Below are 17,155 nucleotides of genomic sequence, written 5' to 3'. Positions count from 1 at the left end.
GGCGGCCGGCGGGGCGGGCCCCCCCGGCGGCCGGCGCGGGGGCGCCGCGCCCACCGCCGGCCGGGCCGCCGTACACCCCGCTGGCGGGCGCGCCGCCGTAGACGGCGCCGCGACCCCGGTCGCCCGGGGGCGGGAAGCCGTCGTCCGCCGGTTCGCGGCCGTCGGCTGCGTCCGCACGGTCCGGGCCGTCGCCGCCGGCGACCGCCGGTCGGCGCCGGGAACGGAGAATGCCGACGACCCCGGCGGCCACCATCAGCGCGCCGAGCACACCCACGGCGGCGATCAGGTACGTGATGTCGCTCAGGCTCAGGCCGGCGAGCCAGGACTGGTCGGCCTTCTTCGGCGCGTCGCCTCCGCCGGCCACCGGCTTGGCGCCCTCGGCGGAGGGCACGTAGCTGAGGATGTCGATCGGGTCGTCCGCGTCGAGCTGGCCACCGTCGGAGACGGTGACGAAGCTCTTGCCGTCGGGGGTGTAGGAGATCGCCTCGCCGAACGGGTCGCTCAGTGCCGTCACCCGCGGCTTGCCGCTGCTCAGCGCCGCCACCACGTCGCCGCCGGCCACGTCGTACTCGAACGCGTCGGCGTAGGTGCGCACCACGACCCGGGAGCCGTCGGGGGACCGGGCCGCACCCGTGATCGCCACCCGGCCGGGGGCGCCGAGACGGTTGTCGGTGTCCGTCGCCGGCAGGCTGATCTCGCCGACCTTCTTCATCGGGACGGCCTGGGTGTCCCCGCTCTTCATCTTCTCGGCGGGGGTGAAGATCTCGGCCTTGCCCGACATCACCTTCGTGATGATCAGAGGGTTGCCGTCGTCGCCGATGAGCAGCGCCTCGGCGTCGTGCGGCTTGCCCTCCGGGTAGGTGAGGCGGTGCAGCACCGGTTGCCTGGACCCGCTGACCGGCATGCTCCAGAGCGCGACCCGCTCGCGCCGCTCACGGCTGGTGATGTTGTCGCCGGTGTCGGCGATCCACAGGGTCTGGCCGTTCGGCGAGAGAGCGAGGTCCTCCGTGTCGAAGGGGCCCCGCCCCGAGTAGCGGACCGGTTCCTTCGCGATCCCGCACTTGGAGTCGAGGAAGAAGACCCGCTTGCGGCTCTCCACGTCGGTGCCGTCGTTGATCACGATGTAGCCGCTCTTGGTGGCGACCAGGCCCGACAGCTCCCGCAGCCGCTCGTCGGTCACCGTGCACCGCTTCTTGCCCGGGGCCGCCGCGAGCACTGACGAGGCCGACGCGGGCGCCGCCAGGGCGACTCCGGTACACGCCACGGTCGCCCCCAGCAAGCCGAGGGCGACCGTGACCGAAGAAACAGCGCGGGGCATGGAAGCAGTGTCGCACGCCGGACGTTTCCGCCGGATGACGCCGGGAGGCCGTCAGCGAGCCCCCGGGGCCGCCTGGCCCTCGTCCGCGCCGAACGGTGCCAGCTCGGCCGCGAGCGCCTCGCCGACCCGGACGTGCAGCAGGGTGCCCTCCGGCAGGTGGGAGGTGCTCAGCACCTCACCCTGACGGTGCACCCGGGCCACCAGGTCGCCCCGGTCGTACGGCAGCACCGCGCGGATCTCCACCGCCGGGCGGGGCAGCCGCTCCTCGATCGCCTCGCGCAGCCCGTCGAGCCCGCGCCCGGTGTGCGCGGAGACGAGCACCGCGTCCGGCCAGAGCCGCTTGAGCCGCAGCAGCGTGTCCTCGTCGGCCGTGTCGGTCTTGTTGACGACCAGCAGCTCGGGCAGCCGGTCGGCGCCCACCTCGGCGAGCACCTCGCGGACCGCGCGGACCTGCTCCTCCGGATCGGGGTGGGTGCCGTCGACCACGTGCACCACCAGATCGGCCTCGGCCACCTCCTCCAGCGTCGAGCGGAACGCCTCGACGATCTGGTGCGGCAGGTGCCGGACGAACCCGACGGTGTCGGAGAGCGTGTAGACCCGCCCGTCGGCCGCGGTGGCCTTGCGGGTGGTCGGGTCGAGGGTGGCGAAGAGCGCGTTCTCGACGAGCACGCCCGCCCCGGTCAGCCGGTTGAGCAGGCTCGACTTGCCGGCGTTGGTGTAACCGGCGATGGCCACGGCCGGCACGGCGTTGCGGGAGCGGCGAGCGCGCTTGGTCTGGCGTACGGTCCGCATGGCCTTGATCTCCCGGCGCAGCCGCGAGATGCGGTGGCGGATGCGGCGCCGGTCGGTCTCCAGCTTCGTCTCACCGGGGCCGCGCAGACCCACGCCGCCGCCGGCGCCCCCGCCGCGACCGCTGCCGCCGCTCTGGCGGGAGAGCGTCTCACCCCAACCGCGCAGACGAGGCAGCAGGTATTCGAGCTGGGCCAGCTCGACCTGGGCCTTGCCCTCCCTGCTCTTGGCGTGCTGGGCGAAGATGTCGAGGATCAGCGCGGTGCGGTCGACCACCTTGACCTTGGTGCGCTGCTCCAGGTTGCGCAGCTGCGACGGCGACAGCTCGCCGTCGCAGATCACCGTGTCGGCGCCGCTGGAGAGCACCATCGAGCCGAGGTCGTCGACCTTGCCCCGGCCGATGTAGGTGGCCGGGTCGGGTCGGTTGCGCCGCTGGATCAGCCCCTCGAGCACCTGCGAGCCGGCGGTCTCGGCCAGCGCGGCCAGCTCGGTGAGGGAGTTCTCGGCGTCGCCCTGCGTGCCCTCGGTCCAGACACCGACGAGGACCACGCGCTCCAGGCGGAGCTGGCGGTACTCGACCTCGGTGATGTCCGCGAGTTCGGTGGAGAGCCCGGGGACCCGCCGCAGCGCCTGCCGCTCCGACAGCTCTAGCTCACCCGTGGTGGCGTCGAGCTCGTCGTCCTCGTAGGGAAGAAGGGTCTCCTGGTTGTGCAAGCCGGTCTCCTGTCCGTTCTGTCACGTACGGAGCAATCCTGACATGTGCCAACGCCGAACGCACCCGCTATATGCCCGGCGGGCGTCGACCACAAAAGTGGGGGCGGATGCCGGCCGGGCCGGCCGGAGCGAGTAGAAATGCGGGGCGAGCCGTTCAGCGTCGACGGAGGGATCCCGTGGCCATCACCCGACTTCCAAGTGCCGGATTCTCGATCACGATTCGGATCGCCGTACCGGCGGACGCGTCCTCGATCGGCCGGCTGACCACCTCCGTGGGTGAGGCCGGGGCGATCGTCACCGCGCTCGACGTGGTGGACTCCGACCCGACCCACGTGCTCGTCGACCTGACCTGCGACACCGCCGACGCCAGCCACGCCGACCAGGTGGTCGACGCGCTGACCGCGCTGGACGGCGTGGACGTGCGCAAGGTCTCCGACCGCACCTTCCTGCTGCACCTCGGCGGCAAGATCGAGGTCAGCTCGAAGGTGGCGCTGCGCAACCGCGACGAGCTGTCCCGGGCGTACACCCCGGGGGTGGCGCGGGTCTGCCAGGCCATCGCCGAGAACCCGGCCGACGCCCGCCGGCTCACCATCAAGCGCAACACCGTCGCCGTGGTCAGCGACGGCTCCGCCGTGCTGGGCCTGGGCAACCTCGGGCCGGCCGCGTCGCTGCCGGTGATGGAGGGCAAGGCGGCGCTGTTCAAGCGCTTCGGCGGGGTGGACGCCTGGCCGGTGGTGCTCGACACCCAGGACACGGACGAGATCGTGCAGATCGTCAAGGCGATCGCCCCGGCGTACGGCGGGATCAACCTGGAGGACATCGCCGCGCCGCGCTGCTTCGAGATCGAGGCCCGGCTGCGCGAGGCGCTGGACATCCCGGTCTTCCACGACGACCAGCACGGCACCGCGATCTGCGTGCTGGCCGCGCTGACCAACGCGCTGCGCGTCGTGGGCAAGCGGCTCGCGGACGTCCGGGTCGTCGTCTCGGGCGCGGGCGCGGCCGGCACCGCGATCATGAAGCTGCTGCTGCGCCAGGGCGTGGGCGACATCATCGCGTACGACCGGCAGGGCGCCCTGCACCGCGGCCAGACCGGGCTCAACCCGGCCTGGCAGTGGCTGGCCGAGAACACCAACCGGGAGAACTACTCCGGCGACCTGGTCGGGGCGGTACGCGGCGCGGACGTCTTCATCGGGGTGAGCGCGCCGAACCTGCTCACCGGCGACGACATCGCCACGATGGCCAAGGACTCGATCGTCTTCGCGCTGGCCAACCCCGACCCGGAGGTCGACCCGCGCGAGGCGCGCAAGCACGCCGCCGTGGTCGCCACCGGCCGCTCGGACCAGCCGAACCAGATCAACAACGTGCTCGCCTTTCCGGGAGTGTTCCGCGGCATGCTGGACGCGCACGCCGAGGAGTTCACCGAGGAGATGGCGCTCGCGGCCGCCCGGGCCATCGCGGACGTGGTCGGCGAGGAGAAGATCAACCCGACGGTGATCGTGCCCAGCGTCTTCGACTCCCGGGTCGCCCCGGCGGTCGCCGCCGCGGTCCGCGCCGCCGCCCAGAACCCGACCCCGACCCCGGCCGCCGACCCGGGCCCCGCCGACCTCCCCGAGATCGCCGCCGGAGCCTCCGCCACCCCCTGACCCTGACCCTGCCCGCCTGTCCCCCGCCCCCGCCCCCGCCCCGCCCCCGCGCCGCCCGAGCCGCGTCGATCTTGCAGTTGCCGCCCCCGCGAATCCGCCCGAAGCGGACAGGCCGAGGGCCGAAAGTGCAAGATCGACGCGGGACGGGGCTAGGGCGGGGCGCGGGGACGGGGCGAGGGCGGGGCGCGGGGACGGGGCTAGGGCGGGGGCGGGTCAGGTGAAGGTGGGGTGGAGGGTGCCGGTGGCCACCAGGACGGCGGGGCCGGCCAGCCAGCAGAAGTCCTCGGTCACCGTGACCGACAGGCGCCCGCCCGGCACGTCCACCGCCAGTACGCCGGTGTCCCGGCCGGCGTCGCGCAGGGCGACCGCGGCCACCGCGCAGGCCCCCGTGCCGCAGGAGAGCGTCTCGCCGGAGCCGCGCTCGTACACCCGCATCAGCACGTGCCCGTCGGTGCCCTCGACCGGCTCGCCGGGCGAGGTGAACTCCACGTTCACCCCGGCCGGGAAGACCGCCGGATCGACGTCGGGGGCCCGGGTGAGGTCGAGCGCGGTCAGCTCCAGCCCCGCCGGCAACGCGCAGACCAGATGGGGGTTGCCCACGTCCACCGCGGTGCCCGGCAGGGTCAGCCCGCCGAGGGTGGCGGTCGCCGCGTCGTACAGCCGGGGGCGGCGCATCTCGACGGCGATGGCGTCGGCCGTGACCAGCGCGCGCACGACGCCGGCCCGGGTGGCCACCGGCAGTGCGTCGCCCTCCGGCGCGGCCAGCCCGGTGTCGACCAGGTAGCGGACGAAGACCCGGGCGCCGTTGCCGCACATCTCCGCGAACGAGCCGTCGGCGTTCCAGTAGTCCATGAACCACTCGGCCTCGCCGGCGAGGTCGGCGCCCTCGGGGTGCTTCGCCGCACGGACCACCCGCAGCACGCCGTCGGCGCCGATCCCGCGCCGCCGGTCGCAGAGGGCCGCGACCAGCCCGGGTGTCAGCGCGAGCCGGTCGTCGGGGTCGGGAAGGATGACGAAGTCGTTGCCGGTGCCGTGGCCCTTGGTGAACTGCACGCCCCCATCATCGCGCAGCACCGGGCAGCAGGCGCAGGGCGGCCGGGATCAGCTCCGGTCCCGTCGGGTCCAGCCAGTGGATCCGGGGGTCGCGGCGGAACCAGGACCGCTGCCGCCGGACGAAGCGGCGGGTGGCCCGGACGGTCTCGTCGTGCGCCGCGGCCTCGGTCAGCTCACCGGCGAGGAAGCGCAGCACCTGCTGGTAGCCGAGCGCGCGACTGGCCGTGCGCCCCTCGGCCAACCCGCGCCCGAGAAGCGCGCGGGTCTCCTCGACAAGGCCGTCGGCCCACATCCGGTCCACCCGCGACGCGATCCGCTGGTCGAGCAGCGCCGTGTCCAGGTCCACCCCGAGCTGCACGGCGGAGTAGTACGGCGTCGGGTCGGGCAGCGAGGCGGTGAACGGCGCGCCGGTCAGCTCGATGACCTCCAGGGCGCGCACGATCCGCCGGCCGTTGCCGGGCAGGATCCCCGCCGCGGCGGCCGGGTCGGCCGCGCGCAGCCGGGCGTGGAGGGGCGCGGGGCCGGCCTCGGCCAGCTCCCGTTCCAGCCGTTCACGCACCGCGGGGTCGGTGCCGGGGAACTCGAACCGCTCCAGCACCGCCCGTACGTAGAGGCCGGAGCCGCCGACCAGCAGCGGCACCCGGCCGCGGGCCAGGATGTCGTCGACGGCGGCGCGGGCCAGCCGCTGGTACTCCGCGACGCTCGCCGGCTCGGTGACGTCCCAGATGTCCAGCAGGTGGTGCGGCACCCCCTCGCGCTCGGCCGGGGTGAGCTTCGCGGTGCCGAGGTCCATGCCCCGGTAGAGCTGCATGGAGTCGGCGTTGACCACCTCGCCGCCGAGGGCGTGCGCCAGGGCTACGCTCAGCGCCGACTTGCCGGCCGCGGTGGGGCCGACCACCGCGACCACCGTGCCGGCGGGCGGGCGGGCGCCGCCGGCGTCGACCGCTGCGCTCACGCCGGCTCCCAGGTGGCGACGAGGTAGGCCACGCCGTAGGGGGCCGAGTCGTGGTGCAGCTCGCCGCGCCAGGCGCCGCCCGTCGCGCGGACCGCGCCGGCCAGCACCTGCCAGGGCGCCCGGCCGGCGACCCTCAGCTCCGCCGACGCCGCCTCGTCCAGGCCGAGCAGGGCGTCGGCGTCCACCGTGGCCAGGGCCCGGGCGACCCCCTCGTCGTACGGCCGGGCGCGCGGGTCGTCGTAGCCGGGCGCCTTCTCGCCCCGGCAGGCCGAGCCGTCCCCCAGCACCAGCAGCGCCGTGCGCCTCTCGGCGCGCCGGGCCAGGTCGGCGCCGAGCGCGGCGCACTCCGTGGCGGTGGCGTCGGCGGCCACCGACTCGGCGAACCGGGGCAGCTCGGTGCCCGTGCGGTTGATCAGCCACGCGCCGACGGTCAGGCTCAGCGGCAGCCGTACGCCCCCGGCGCAGTTGACCTTCCAGAGCCGGACGTGCCGGTCCACGCCGTACCCGCGCAGGGAGCCCTCGTCCGCGGCGTTGAAGCGGGCGGTCCGCGGCCCGCCACCGATCAGCAGGATCTGCTCGGGCCGGGCCGCGAGCAGCCGGGCGAGGGCCGCGTCGCAGGCGGCGCGGAGGTCGTCGAGCTCACCGGCGGCGGCGCCGGCCACCTCGGGCACGAGCAGGGGCGGGTGCGGGCAGACGGCGGCGGCGACCAGTGGCACCCGTCCACCGTAGCGGGACGCCCCGGTGCGTCCCCGCGCCGATCCGGTCATTCGGGCGCTAGGACACCGTATGGTCACGGTCGGCGATAGGCGCTCGACGGGAACGGGGTCGCACCTGTGACAATGCCGGGAGGAACTTTGCTGCGCCGTGGCGGCGATCGAGGGGCTGCTCCCCGACGCCGGGAGATCGAGGATGGGCACATGAGCGACTGGACTGCCTTCGGACGGGTGGACGCGGACGGCACCGTGTACGTCAAGACCGCCGACGGCGAGCGGGTGGTCGGATCCTGGCAGGCGGGAGCGCCCGAGGAGGGGCTCGCCCACTTCGCCCGCCGCTTCGACGACCTGGTGACCGAGGTCAACCTGACGGAGGCCCGGCTGAACTCGGGCGCGGCCGACGCGGGCCACTCACTGACCACGATCCGGCGGATCCGCGCCTCGCTGGCCGAGGCGCACGTCGTCGGCGACATCGACGCGCTGGCCGCCCGGCTGGACCGGCTCGCCACGGTCGCCGAGGAGAAGGCCGGCGAGGCCAAGGCGGCCCGCGACGCCGCCCGCGGCGAGGCACTCGCCCGCAAGCAGGCCCTGGTCGAGGAGGCCGAGAAGCTGGCCGCCGAGTCGACGGGCTGGAAGACGGCCGGCGACCGGCTCAAGGAGATCCTCGACGAGTGGAAGACCATCCGCGGGGTCGACAAGAAGACCGACGGTGAGCTGTGGAAGCGGTTCGCCGCCGCGCGCGACGGCTTCACCCGTCGCCGGGGCGCCCACTTCGCCTCCCTCGACTCGCAGCGCAAGCAGGCGCAGACGGTCAAGGAGGAGCTGGTCGCCGAGGCCGAGAAGCTCAAGGACTCCACGGACTGGGCGGCCACGGCCAACCAGCTCAAGGAGCTGATGAACCAGTGGAAGGCCGCGCCCCGCGCCTCCAAGGAGGCGGAGCAGAAGCTCTGGGAACGGTTCCGGGCCGCGCAGGACGAGTTCTTCACCCGGCGCAGCGAGGTCTTCTCGGCGCGGGACAACGAGCAGCGGGCCAACCTGGAGCGCAAGCAGGCGCTGCTCGCCGAGGCCGAGGCGTTGGACGTCGACGGCGACCCCAAGGGCGCGCAGGCAAAGCTGCGCGACATCCAGGCGCAGTGGCACGAGGCCGGCCGGGTGCCCCGCGAGGCGGCGGCCGGGCTGGAGCGCCGGCTGCGGGCGATCGACGAGAAGGTCCGCGAGGTGATGGACTCGGCGTGGCGGCGGACCACCAAGGAGGACAACCCGCTGCTGGCCCAGATGCGGGCGCAGGTCGCCGAGGCCGAGGAGCGGTTGGCGCGCGCCCAGGCCGCCGGGGACGCCCGGCGGGTCAAGGAGGCCGAGCAGGCGCTGGCCTCAAAGCGGCAGTTCCTCCAGCTCGCCGAGCAGGCCGGCTGACCGAGACGGCACGCGAGCCCCCGGTCCGCAGGGCCGGGGGCTCGCGTGTGTCCACCCGCGCGTCGGCGGGGTGCGGCTCGACGGCGTCGCCTGCTGATCCACCCGCCGAACGGCGGCCGTTCCCCTCGGGGCGGCCGCCGTTCCGCGTGCGGGCGAGGGGCCTTTACATCGATCAGCGTCTGTGTTTACATCAGGAAAGCGCTTGCCTGATCCTTCGGCGGCGCCAGCACGGGAGCCGCAACTTCGCGCAGCCAGTCCGTACCCGCGGGGCCGCCGACCGCCGTCCCCGCCGACCAGGACGCCAGCCGGGCACGGCGTCGCCGGTCGGTACGCGGTCCGCGAGCCCGCCACCACCGAAGGGAACACCCAGTGCGTACATCCCGACGTCGCAGCACCCTGCTCACCGCCGCCGCCGGCGCCGCCCTGCTCGTCGCGGGGGCGCTGACCACCGGCGCCCCACCCGCCTCGGCCGCCCCCACCGGGCTGGTCGGCTGGGCCACCCAGAACGGCGGCACCACCGGCGGCAGCGGCAGCCCCGTCACCGTCACCAGCGCCTCCGCGCTGACCAGCGCGGTCGGCTCCAGCAGCGCGGCGGTGATCCGGGTCTCCGGCACCATCTCCTGCTCCGGCATGCTGCGGGTCCGCTCCAACAAGACCATCCTCGGCAACCCCGGCGCGACCATCTCCGGCTGCGGCTTCAACATCAACGGCGACCGCAACGTCATCATCCGGAACCTGACCTTCCGGAACTGGAACGACGACGCGATCAACGTGCAGGAGTCGGCGACCAACATCTGGATCGACCACAACAGCTTCACCAACGGCTACGACGGCGCGGTCGACATCAAGCGGGGCTCGGACTTCGTCACCGTCTCGTGGAACCGGGTCTACGACCACGACAAGTCGATGCTGCTCGGGCACAGCGACAGCAACGCCAGCCAGGACACCGGCCACCTGCGGGTGACCTACCACCACAACTGGTTCGACGAGAGCACCCAGCGCCACCCCCGGGTCCGCTTCGGCAACCCGGTGCACGTGTTCAACAACTACTACGACAGCAACGGCGGCTACGGCGTGGCGTCCACCGAGAACGCCGGCGTCCTGGTCGAGGGGAACTACTTCGAGAACGTCGAGGACCCGTACCACCTCGGTGAGGGCGACTCCGGGCCGGGCACGCTGGTGGCCCGGAACAACCACTTCGTCAACTCCGGCAGCGGCCAGGCCGGCGGCAGCGTCCGGAGCATCCCGTACTCGTACCCGCTGGACCCCGCGAGCAGCGTGAAGTCCATCGTGACCGCCGGCGCGGGCGCCGGCCGGATCTCCGTCTGACGCCCTGAGCGCACCGGCCGGGGTCGCCGCGGGGCGGCCCCGGCCGGTCGCGCGTCAGTGCGCGGAGCAGCCGGTCGTCGGCGCGGGCGACGCGGCCGGCGCGCCGATCGTGGGCAGCCCGAGCAGCACCCCCGGCGTACGCGGGGCGCGCCCCGCCTCCGCCGCGTCGCCGGCCCGGGTGCGCCGGTGCGACAACGGCTCGCCGTCGGCGTTCAGGTGGTGCGGGGCGGCGTAGGTGACGACGGTGTGCACGATGTCACCGGGGCGGATCCGCCCGGCGTACGAGCCCGCGTCGAAGTGGACCAGGCGGCCGTCACGGGCGCGGCCGGAGAGCCGGCCCGTGCGCTCGTCCTTGCGCCCCTCGCCGACGGCGACCAGGACCTCGACGGTCTCCCCCACGAGCTTCCTGTTCTCCGCCCAGGTGATCTCCTCCACGCAGGCGATCAGCCGCTCGTAGCGTTCCTGCACGACCTGCTTGGGCAGCTGGCCGTCCATCGTCGCGGCGGGCGTGCCGGGGCGCTTGGAGTACTGGAAGGTGAACGCGGAGGAGAACCGGGCCGCGCGGACCACGTCGAGGGTGCGCTCGAAGTCGGCGTCGGTCTCGCCGGGGAAGCCGACGATGATGTCGGTGGTGATGGCCGCGTCCGGCATCGCCGCCCGCACCTTCTCGATGATGCCCAGGTAGCGCTCGGCCCGGTACGAGCGGCGCATGGCCCGCAGCACGTCGTCGGAGCCGGACTGGAGCGGCATGTGCAGCGAGTGGCAGACGTTGGGCGTCTCGGCCATCGCGGCGATCACGTCGTCGGTGAAGTCCTTCGGGTGCGGGCTGGTGAAGCGGACCCGCTCCAGCCCTTCGACGTCGCCGCAGGCGCGCAGCAGCTTGCCGAAGGCGAGCCGGTCGCCGAACTCGACGCCGTAGGAGTTGACGTTCTGCCCGAGCAGGGTCACCTCCAGCACACCCTCGTCGACCAGGGCGCGGACCTCGGAGAGGATGTCGCCGGGGCGGCGGTCCTTCTCCTTGCCGCGCAGAGCGGGCACGATGCAGAACGTGCAGGTGTTGTTGCAGCCGACCGAGATCGACACCCAGCCGGCGTACGTGGACTCCCGCCGGGTGGGCAGCGTCGAGGGGAACACGTCGAGGGATTCGAGGATCTCCACCTCGGCGGCGGCGTTGTGCCGGGCCCGCTCCAGCAGCACCGGCAGCGACCCGATGTTGTGCGTGCCGAACACGACGTCCACCCAGGGCGCCTTGCGGACGATCTCGCCGCGGTCCTTCTGGGCCAGGCAGCCGCCGACGGCGATCTGCATCCCCGGGTGCCGGGCCTTGACGGGGCGCAGGTGACCGAGGTTGCCGTAGAGCCGGTTGTCGGCGTTCTCCCGGACGGCGCAGGTGTTGAACACCACCACGTCCGGGTCGTCGACCGCTTCGCCGACGCGCACGTAGCCCGCCTGTTCGAGCAGGCCGGAGATGCGCTCGGAGTCGTGCACGTTCATCTGGCAGCCGTAGGTGCGCACCTGATAGGTGCGCGGACTGCTCGCCGCTGCGGTAGTCATGACCCGGACAGCGTATCCGGGCCCACCCGATGGACCGAACCAGGAGGAGCCATGTGCCGGAGCATCAAGACGCTTCGTGAGCCGTACACCGCCGAGGTGACCCCGGCCGACGTGGACGCCGCGGCGTTGCAGTACGTCCGCAAGATCTCGGGCTTCCGCAAGCCCGCGCCGCACAACGCCGCGGCCTTCGACGCGGCGGTCGCCGCGGTGGCCGCGGCCACCGCGACCCTCCTCGCCGAACTGGAGGTACGCGGCGGCCGGTCCGCCCGTCCGGCGGCCGGCTGAGCCCGCCAGGCAGGCCCCCTGCCCGCCGGCCCGATCCCGTCCGGGGTCGGGCCGGCGCGGTCAGGCGGCGGCGAGCGCGGGGAGCACCGAGTCCGGCGCCCAGCGCGAGCGGTGACACTGCGACCAGCCGCGGCAGCGGGGATCCGCGTCGGTGCACAGCCGCTGCTCGGCGAGCACCTCGCCGTCGTCGGTCTCCCGCACGTCGAAGTGCACCGGCCGGATGGTCCCGTCGGGCGCGACGAGCAGGTGACGCCCGGCGTCGAGGGTGTCGTCGCGCAGCAGGCAGTTGCGGTCCAGCAGCCGCGCCAGCGCGGCGATGCTGCCGTGTTCGGAGAGCCCGTCGGGCACCCCGTAGCAGTCCACGATCGTGGCGAACTCCCCCGGCGCCTGCCAAACGTCGCAGACCACCGCGTACGTCGGCAGCCGGGCGGGGTCCGCCACGGCCAGGGGCATCACCACCCGGCCGAGCGCCTCGGCCAGTGCCGGGTAGACCTCCACCGGCCGCACCTGGTCAATTCTCCAGTTCCACAGCTCGGTCATGCCGCCTCCTCGCTGTGCTCGTCCCACCGGCCTCCGGATCGGGCCTTAAAGACGATGGTGGGGTGCAAATGGCATCAGCCGGGGGCAAGTTACCGGTCTGTGACCATTCCGGGCAAAATTCCTCGGGCCCCATTGCTCCGAGTAGCGGGAAGATGACAGTTTATCGGGTACGGTGGCCCGCTCCCCGGCACCCCACGCCGTACGCGGAAGAACCCTTCGCCGGGCCGGCCGCCGCGTCCGCCGCACCCTCAGCGCAGCACCACGCGGTGCTCCCCCGCCGGCAGCAGCTCGCCGACCACGGTGCCGCCCGGCACCTCGCCGGCGACCAGCAGGCCGCCCGAGGTCTGCGCGTCGGCCAGCAGCAGCCGTTCCTCCTCGGAGACGCCGCCGAAGTCGGTCCACGGGGCGACCCACTCCAGGTTGCGCCGGCTGCCGCCGCTGACGTGCCCGTCGCGCACCGCCTCCCGGGCGCCGGCCAGGTAGGGCACCCGGGCCGCGTCGATCGCCACCGTCAGCCGGCTCGCCCGGGCCAGCTTGGAGGCGTGCCCGAGCAGGCCGAAGCCCGTCACGTCGGTTCCGCAGCGGACGCCGGCCGCCACCGCCGCCCGCGCCGCGTCCCGGTTCAGGGTGGTCATCGCGGCGACCGCTTCGGGGAAGCTCTCCCCGGTGGCCTTGTGCCGGGTGTTGAGCACGCCGACACCGAGCGGCTTGGTCAGCGACAGGGGCAGACCGGCCCGGCCGGCGTCCAGGGTGATCAGCTCCTCCGGCCGGACCACCCCGGTGACGGCCAGCCCGTACTTGGGGCCCTCGTCGTCAACGCTGTGCCCGCCGGCGAGGTGGCAGCCGGCGTCGCGGGCCACGTCCTGCCCGCCGCGCAGCACCTCCCGGGCCAGTTCCAGCGGCAGCACGCCGCGCGGCCAGCAGAGCAGGTTGAGCGCCACGAGGGGGGTGCCGCCCATGGCGTACACGTCGGAGAGCGCGTTGGTCGCGGCGATGCGCCCCCAGTCGTACGCGTCGTCGACGACGGGGGTGAAGAAGTCGGCGGTGGCGACGATCCCCGTACGCTCGTCGAACCGGACCACCGCGGCGTCGTCGCCGTGGTCGAGCCCGACGAGCAGCTCGGCGGTGCCGGTCGCCGGCCCGAGCCCGGCGACCATGGTCTCCAGCTCACCCGGGGGAATCTTGCACGCGCAGCCGCCACCCCGGGCGTACCGGGTCAGCCGTACCGGTTCGGTCATCCCCACATGATCTCCGCACCGCCCGGCGGGCGCCACCGCGCCCTACCCGGATCGCGGTCAGAATCGGACTCTTGACCCCGATCCGAACTGGTGTTATCGCTCCGTGACCAACTGGGTTGCGTCCCGCCACATCCCCCCGCCTACAGTTGCCCAACCGGGGGTCATCCGACCCCGCGCGACGACAGGGACGGTGAACGACGTGACGACGGGCGAACCGCTCATCGTGCTGGACTCGGTCAACAAGTGGTTCGGGCCGCTGCACGTGCTGGACGACGTCTCACTGTCGGTCGGGCGCGGCGAGGTGGTCGTGGTGATCGGCCCGTCGGGCTCCGGCAAGTCGACGCTGTGCCGCGCGATCAACCGCCTCGAACCGATCAGCTCCGGCACCATCACCTTCGACGGGCAGCCGCTGCCGGCCGAGGGCAAGGCGCTGGCGAAGCTGCGCAGCGAGGTCGGCATGGTGTTCCAGTCGTTCAACCTCTTCGCGCACAAGACGATCCTCGAGAACGTCACCCTCGGGCCGGTGAAGGTCCGCAAGGAGAAGCCGGCGGCGGCGCGCGAGCGCGGCCTGGCCCTGCTGGACCGGGTGGGCATCGCCAACCAGGCCGACAAGTTCCCGGCCCAGCTCTCGGGCGGGCAGCAGCAGCGCGTGGCGATCGCCCGGGCTCTGGCCATGCAGCCCAAGGCGATGCTCTTCGACGAGCCGACCAGCGCGCTGGACCCGGAGATGGTCGGCGAGGTGCTGGACGTGATGACGTCGCTGGCCAGCGAGGGCATGACCATGGTCGTGGTGACCCACGAGATGGGCTTCGCCCGACACGCGGCGAACCGCGTGATCTTCATGGCCGACGGTCAGCTCGTCGAGGACGCGCCGCCGGCCGAGTTCTTCGCCAACCCGCGCAGCGAGCGGGCCAAGGACTTCCTCTCCAAGATCCTCACGCACTAGGCGTCCGTACCTGGAGCGCGCCGTCCCCCGGCGGTTCCGTCCAAGAAGGAGAAGAACATGCGTATCACGCGCGTAGCGGCGCTCGCGGCGGCCGCCACCCTGGCGCTCGGCATGACCGCCTGTGGTGGCGACGACGCCGACGAGGGCACCGGCGCCGGCAGCAAGTCCTTCGCCGCCGGCAGCACGATGGAGCGCCTCAACAAGGCCCAGGCCATCAAGATCGGCACGAAGTTCGACCAGCCCGGCTTCGGCCAGAAGGGCCTCTCCGGCAAGCCGGAGGGCTTCGACGTCGAGGTCGCGAAGATCATCGTCAAGGAGCTCGGCATCCCCGAGGACAAGATCGAGTGGGTCGAGGCCCCCTCGAAGGTCCGCGAGGACGTGCTCGTGAACGGGACGGTCGACCTGGTCGCCGCCACCTACACGATCAACGACAAGCGCAAGGAGCGCATCGCGTTCGCCGGCCCGTACTACGAGGCCGGCCAGAACATCATGGTCAAGAAGGACGACGCCGCGATCACCGGTCCGGACTCGTTCAAGGACGGCACCAAGAAGGTCTGCTCGGTCACCGGCTCGACCCCGGCCGAGGAGATCAAGAAGTACGTCAAGGACGTCGGCACCCAGCTGGTGCTCTTCGACACCTACGACAAGTGCCGCGACGCCCTCAAGGGCGGCCAGGTCGACGCCGTCACCACGGACAACGTGATCCTGCTCGGCTACATCGCCAAGGACGAGGCGTCGTTCAAGCTGGCCGGCGAGAACTTCACCAAGGAGCCGTACGGCCTCGGGGTGAAGAAGGAGGACACCGACTTCCGCAACTTCGTCAACGACACGCTGGAGAAGGCGTTCGCCGACGGCAGCTGGAAGAAGGCCTGGGACGACACCGCCGGCAAGTTCGGTGCCGAGCTGGGTTCCGCGCCGACCGTCAACCGCTACTGAGCTGATTCCTTGATCTGGAGGGTGGGGAGGAAGACCGGCCCGTGAGTGTGCTCATCGACAAGTTCGACGTCTTCGCGGGTGGTTTCTGGCTCACCCTCCAGATCTGCGTACTCGCCGCGATCGGCGCCCTGATCCTGGGCGCCGTCATGGCGGTGCTGCGGATCTCCCCGGTGCCGCCGCTGCGGGCGGTCGGCACCGGCTACGTCAACGTCTTCCGCAACATGCCGCTGACCGTGGTGATGTTCTTCGCCGCGTTCGGCCTGCCGGCGCTCGGTTCCAACGCCGACTTCCTGCGCGTCCCCGGCCTGGACGCGGTGTTCAGCCGGCTCGACACGGACCTGCCGTACTTCCGCTTCGCGCTGATCGCGCTGACGCTCTACACGGCGGCGTTCGTCTGCGAGGCGCTGCGTTCCGGGGTGAACGCCGTGCCCGCCGGCCAGGCGGAGGCCGCCCGCTCGCTGGGGCTCACCTTCGGCCAGAACCTGCGCTACGTGGTGCTGCCGCAGTCCTGGAAGGCCTCGGTCGTGCCGCTCGGGTCGGTGATCATCGCGATGATCAAGAACTCGGCCCTGGTCGGCTTCTTCGGGGTGGTCGGCGACCTCTCGCAGACCGCCGACCAGCTGACTTCGGCCGAGGGCTACGCCTTCGTCCCCGTCGCCATCGGCATCTCGATCGGATACCTGATCATGACCGTCCCCCTCGGCGCACTCCTCGACCGGATCGAGAAGCGGCAGGCGGTGGCCCGGTGAGCCAGCAGAGCGTCCTCTACGACGTCCCCGGTCCCCGGCAGCGCCGGGTCACTCTCATCGGCAGCGCGATCGCGACGGTGCTGCTGCTCGTCGGCGCGTACTTCCTGATCTACCGCCCGCTGGCCGACAAGGGCCAGTTCTCGATGGAGCTCTGGGGGCCGCTGATCGACCCCTCCAACGAGAACTTCTCGCTGGTGTGGGACCGGATCGGGCTCGGCTTCAAGAACACGCTGATCGCCGCCGCGCTGGCGATCGTGGCCTCGCTGGTGGTCGGCACCCTGCTCGGGGTGCTGCGGATCCAGCTCAAGAGCCTGACCCGGCGCCGCTTCACCGGGCTCGCCACGCCCCTGGCGTACCTGCTGCGCGGGCTGAGCCTGTTCCTGTCCGCGGTCACCCGGGTCTGCGTCGAGGTCTTCCGGGGCCTGCCGGTGGTCATCACGATCTTCTTCGTGGCCCGCGGCTTCCCCGAGTTCGGCGTCTCGTTCGACACGCTCTGGTACCTGGTCATCGGCCTGACCATCTACAACTCGGTGGTGATCGCCGAGATCCTCCGCTCCGGCATGGAGGGCCTGCCCGGCGGGCAGGCCGAGGCCGCGGCCGCGATCGGGCTCTCCCCGGCGCAGACCACCCGGATGATCCTGCTGCCGCAGGCGTTCCGGATCATGCTGCCGGCGCTGATCAGCCAGCTCGTGGTGGTACTCAAGGACACCTCGCTGGGCTTCATCATCAGCTACGAGGAGACCCTGAACATCGGCAAGCAGATCATCGGCGTGCTGGACAACCCGATCCAGGTCTACGTCGTGATCGCGGTGATGTTCATCCTGGTCAACTACTCGCTGTCGAAGCTGGCCCAGTACGTCCAGCGCCGGCTCTCCCGCGGTCGCAAGACCGCCGGCACCCCGGCCCAGAACCCGCCCCCGGCGGCGCTCACCGCGCAGGCCGAGGGCACCGGCGGCGCCTGACACCGTCCCGACGACGAG

General features: G+C 72.7%; 16 protein-coding genes. 8 read left to right on the top strand and 8 right to left on the bottom strand.

The features are described from left to right. Together V6V16_RS21280 and hflX are read right to left on the bottom strand one after the other, a co-directional pair. On the bottom strand, positions 1–1,318 hold a 1,318-nt coding region (locus tag V6V16_RS21280; protein WP_334564652.1), incomplete at its 3' end, for a hypothetical protein. Between the two features lie 51 nt (positions 1,319–1,369). After that, positions 1,370–2,821: a GTPase HflX gene (gene hflX / locus V6V16_RS21275; RefSeq protein WP_334564650.1), complete on the bottom strand. Its 1,452-nt coding sequence runs from the start codon at positions 2,819–2,821 to the stop codon at positions 1,370–1,372. A 176-nt stretch (positions 2,822–2,997) separates the two neighbouring features. Between hflX and V6V16_RS21270 the strand changes: the two genes are divergently transcribed. Next, positions 2,998–4,464, top strand: coding sequence for an NAD-dependent malic enzyme (locus V6V16_RS21270; protein WP_334564649.1), 1,467 nt, complete (start codon positions 2,998–3,000; stop codon positions 4,462–4,464). Positions 4,465–4,677: 213 nt separating this feature from the next. Here V6V16_RS21270 and dapF read toward each other — a convergent pair whose 3' ends face one another. From dapF to V6V16_RS21255, 3 genes are read right to left on the bottom strand one after another with little or no spacing between them, the layout of a single operon-like run. Then, positions 4,678–5,517: a diaminopimelate epimerase gene (gene dapF / locus V6V16_RS21265; protein ID WP_334564647.1), complete on the bottom strand. Its 840-nt coding sequence runs from the start codon at positions 5,515–5,517 to the stop codon at positions 4,678–4,680. A 7-nt stretch (positions 5,518–5,524) separates the two neighbouring features. Then, the gene (gene miaA, locus V6V16_RS21260; protein WP_334564656.1) at positions 5,525–6,484 is read right to left on the bottom strand and encodes a tRNA (adenosine(37)-N6)-dimethylallyltransferase MiaA; all 960 of its coding nucleotides are present in this window, start codon (positions 6,482–6,484) and stop codon (positions 5,525–5,527) included. Then, on the bottom strand, positions 6,469–7,239 hold the full coding sequence (locus tag V6V16_RS21255; RefSeq protein ID WP_334564646.1) for a class III extradiol dioxygenase subunit B-like domain-containing protein: 771 nt from the start codon (positions 7,237–7,239) through the stop codon (positions 6,469–6,471). The genes miaA and V6V16_RS21255 overlap by 16 nt, the downstream gene beginning before the upstream one ends. 150 nt (positions 7,240–7,389) lie before the next feature. On the opposite strand from V6V16_RS21255, the gene V6V16_RS21250 reads away from it, so the two are divergent. After that, the gene (locus V6V16_RS21250) at positions 7,390–8,598 is read left to right on the top strand and encodes a DUF349 domain-containing protein (protein ID WP_334564644.1); all 1,209 of its coding nucleotides are present in this window, start codon (positions 7,390–7,392) and stop codon (positions 8,596–8,598) included. Between the two features lie 396 nt (positions 8,599–8,994). Further along, positions 8,995–9,927 (top strand): pectate lyase family protein, encoded by a 933-nt coding sequence (locus tag V6V16_RS21245; protein ID WP_442934122.1) that lies wholly within the window; start codon positions 8,995–8,997, stop codon positions 9,925–9,927. A 54-nt stretch (positions 9,928–9,981) separates the two neighbouring features. Here the strand turns inward: V6V16_RS21245 and miaB are convergent, their stop codons facing one another. After that, positions 9,982–11,481, bottom strand: coding sequence for a tRNA (N6-isopentenyl adenosine(37)-C2)-methylthiotransferase MiaB (gene miaB, locus V6V16_RS21240; protein ID WP_334564641.1), 1,500 nt, complete (start codon positions 11,479–11,481; stop codon positions 9,982–9,984). A gap of 51 nt (positions 11,482–11,532) precedes the next feature. Between miaB and V6V16_RS21235 the strand changes: the two genes are divergently transcribed. Next, entirely contained in the window at positions 11,533–11,766 is a 234-nt protein-coding gene (locus V6V16_RS21235; RefSeq protein WP_334564640.1) for a DUF2277 family protein, read from the top strand. Positions 11,767–11,826: 60 nt separating this feature from the next. On the opposite strand, the gene V6V16_RS21230 is transcribed toward V6V16_RS21235, so the two are convergent. Together V6V16_RS21230 and selD are read right to left on the bottom strand one after the other, a co-directional pair. Further along, the gene (locus V6V16_RS21230) at positions 11,827–12,306 is read right to left on the bottom strand and encodes a hypothetical protein (protein ID WP_334564638.1); all 480 of its coding nucleotides are present in this window, start codon (positions 12,304–12,306) and stop codon (positions 11,827–11,829) included. A 248-nt stretch (positions 12,307–12,554) separates the two neighbouring features. Beyond that, positions 12,555–13,544: a selenide, water dikinase SelD gene (gene selD / locus V6V16_RS21225; protein ID WP_334564636.1), complete on the bottom strand. Its 990-nt coding sequence runs from the start codon at positions 13,542–13,544 to the stop codon at positions 12,555–12,557. A gap of 190 nt (positions 13,545–13,734) precedes the next feature. Here selD and V6V16_RS21220 point away from each other — a divergent pair, with 190 nt between their 5' ends. The 4 genes from V6V16_RS21220 to V6V16_RS21205 are packed head-to-tail and all read left to right on the top strand — an operon-like array spanning position 13,735 to position 17,137. Next, complete coding sequence (locus V6V16_RS21220; protein WP_334564634.1) at positions 13,735–14,490, top strand: amino acid ABC transporter ATP-binding protein; 756 nt, start codon at positions 13,735–13,737, stop codon at positions 14,488–14,490. A 57-nt stretch (positions 14,491–14,547) separates the two neighbouring features. Continuing rightward, positions 14,548–15,426, top strand: a complete 879-nt coding sequence (locus V6V16_RS21215; protein ID WP_334564632.1) for a glutamate ABC transporter substrate-binding protein — start codon at positions 14,548–14,550, stop codon at positions 15,424–15,426. 41 nt (positions 15,427–15,467) lie between these two features. Continuing rightward, positions 15,468–16,175, top strand: coding sequence for an amino acid ABC transporter permease (locus V6V16_RS21210; RefSeq protein WP_334564630.1), 708 nt, complete (start codon positions 15,468–15,470; stop codon positions 16,173–16,175). Next, positions 16,172–17,137, top strand: a complete 966-nt coding sequence (locus tag V6V16_RS21205; RefSeq protein WP_334564628.1) for an amino acid ABC transporter permease — start codon at positions 16,172–16,174, stop codon at positions 17,135–17,137. The genes V6V16_RS21210 and V6V16_RS21205 overlap by 4 nt, the downstream gene beginning before the upstream one ends. The last annotated feature ends 18 nt before the right edge of the window (positions 17,138–17,155 follow it).

This window comes from Micromonospora sp. CPCC 205561, assembly GCF_036906775.1.
Lineage (GTDB): Bacteria > Actinomycetota > Actinomycetes > Mycobacteriales > Micromonosporaceae > Micromonospora.
Note: the sequence above shows the minus strand (reverse complement) of the source record. Positions and strands in the feature narration are given on the sequence as shown.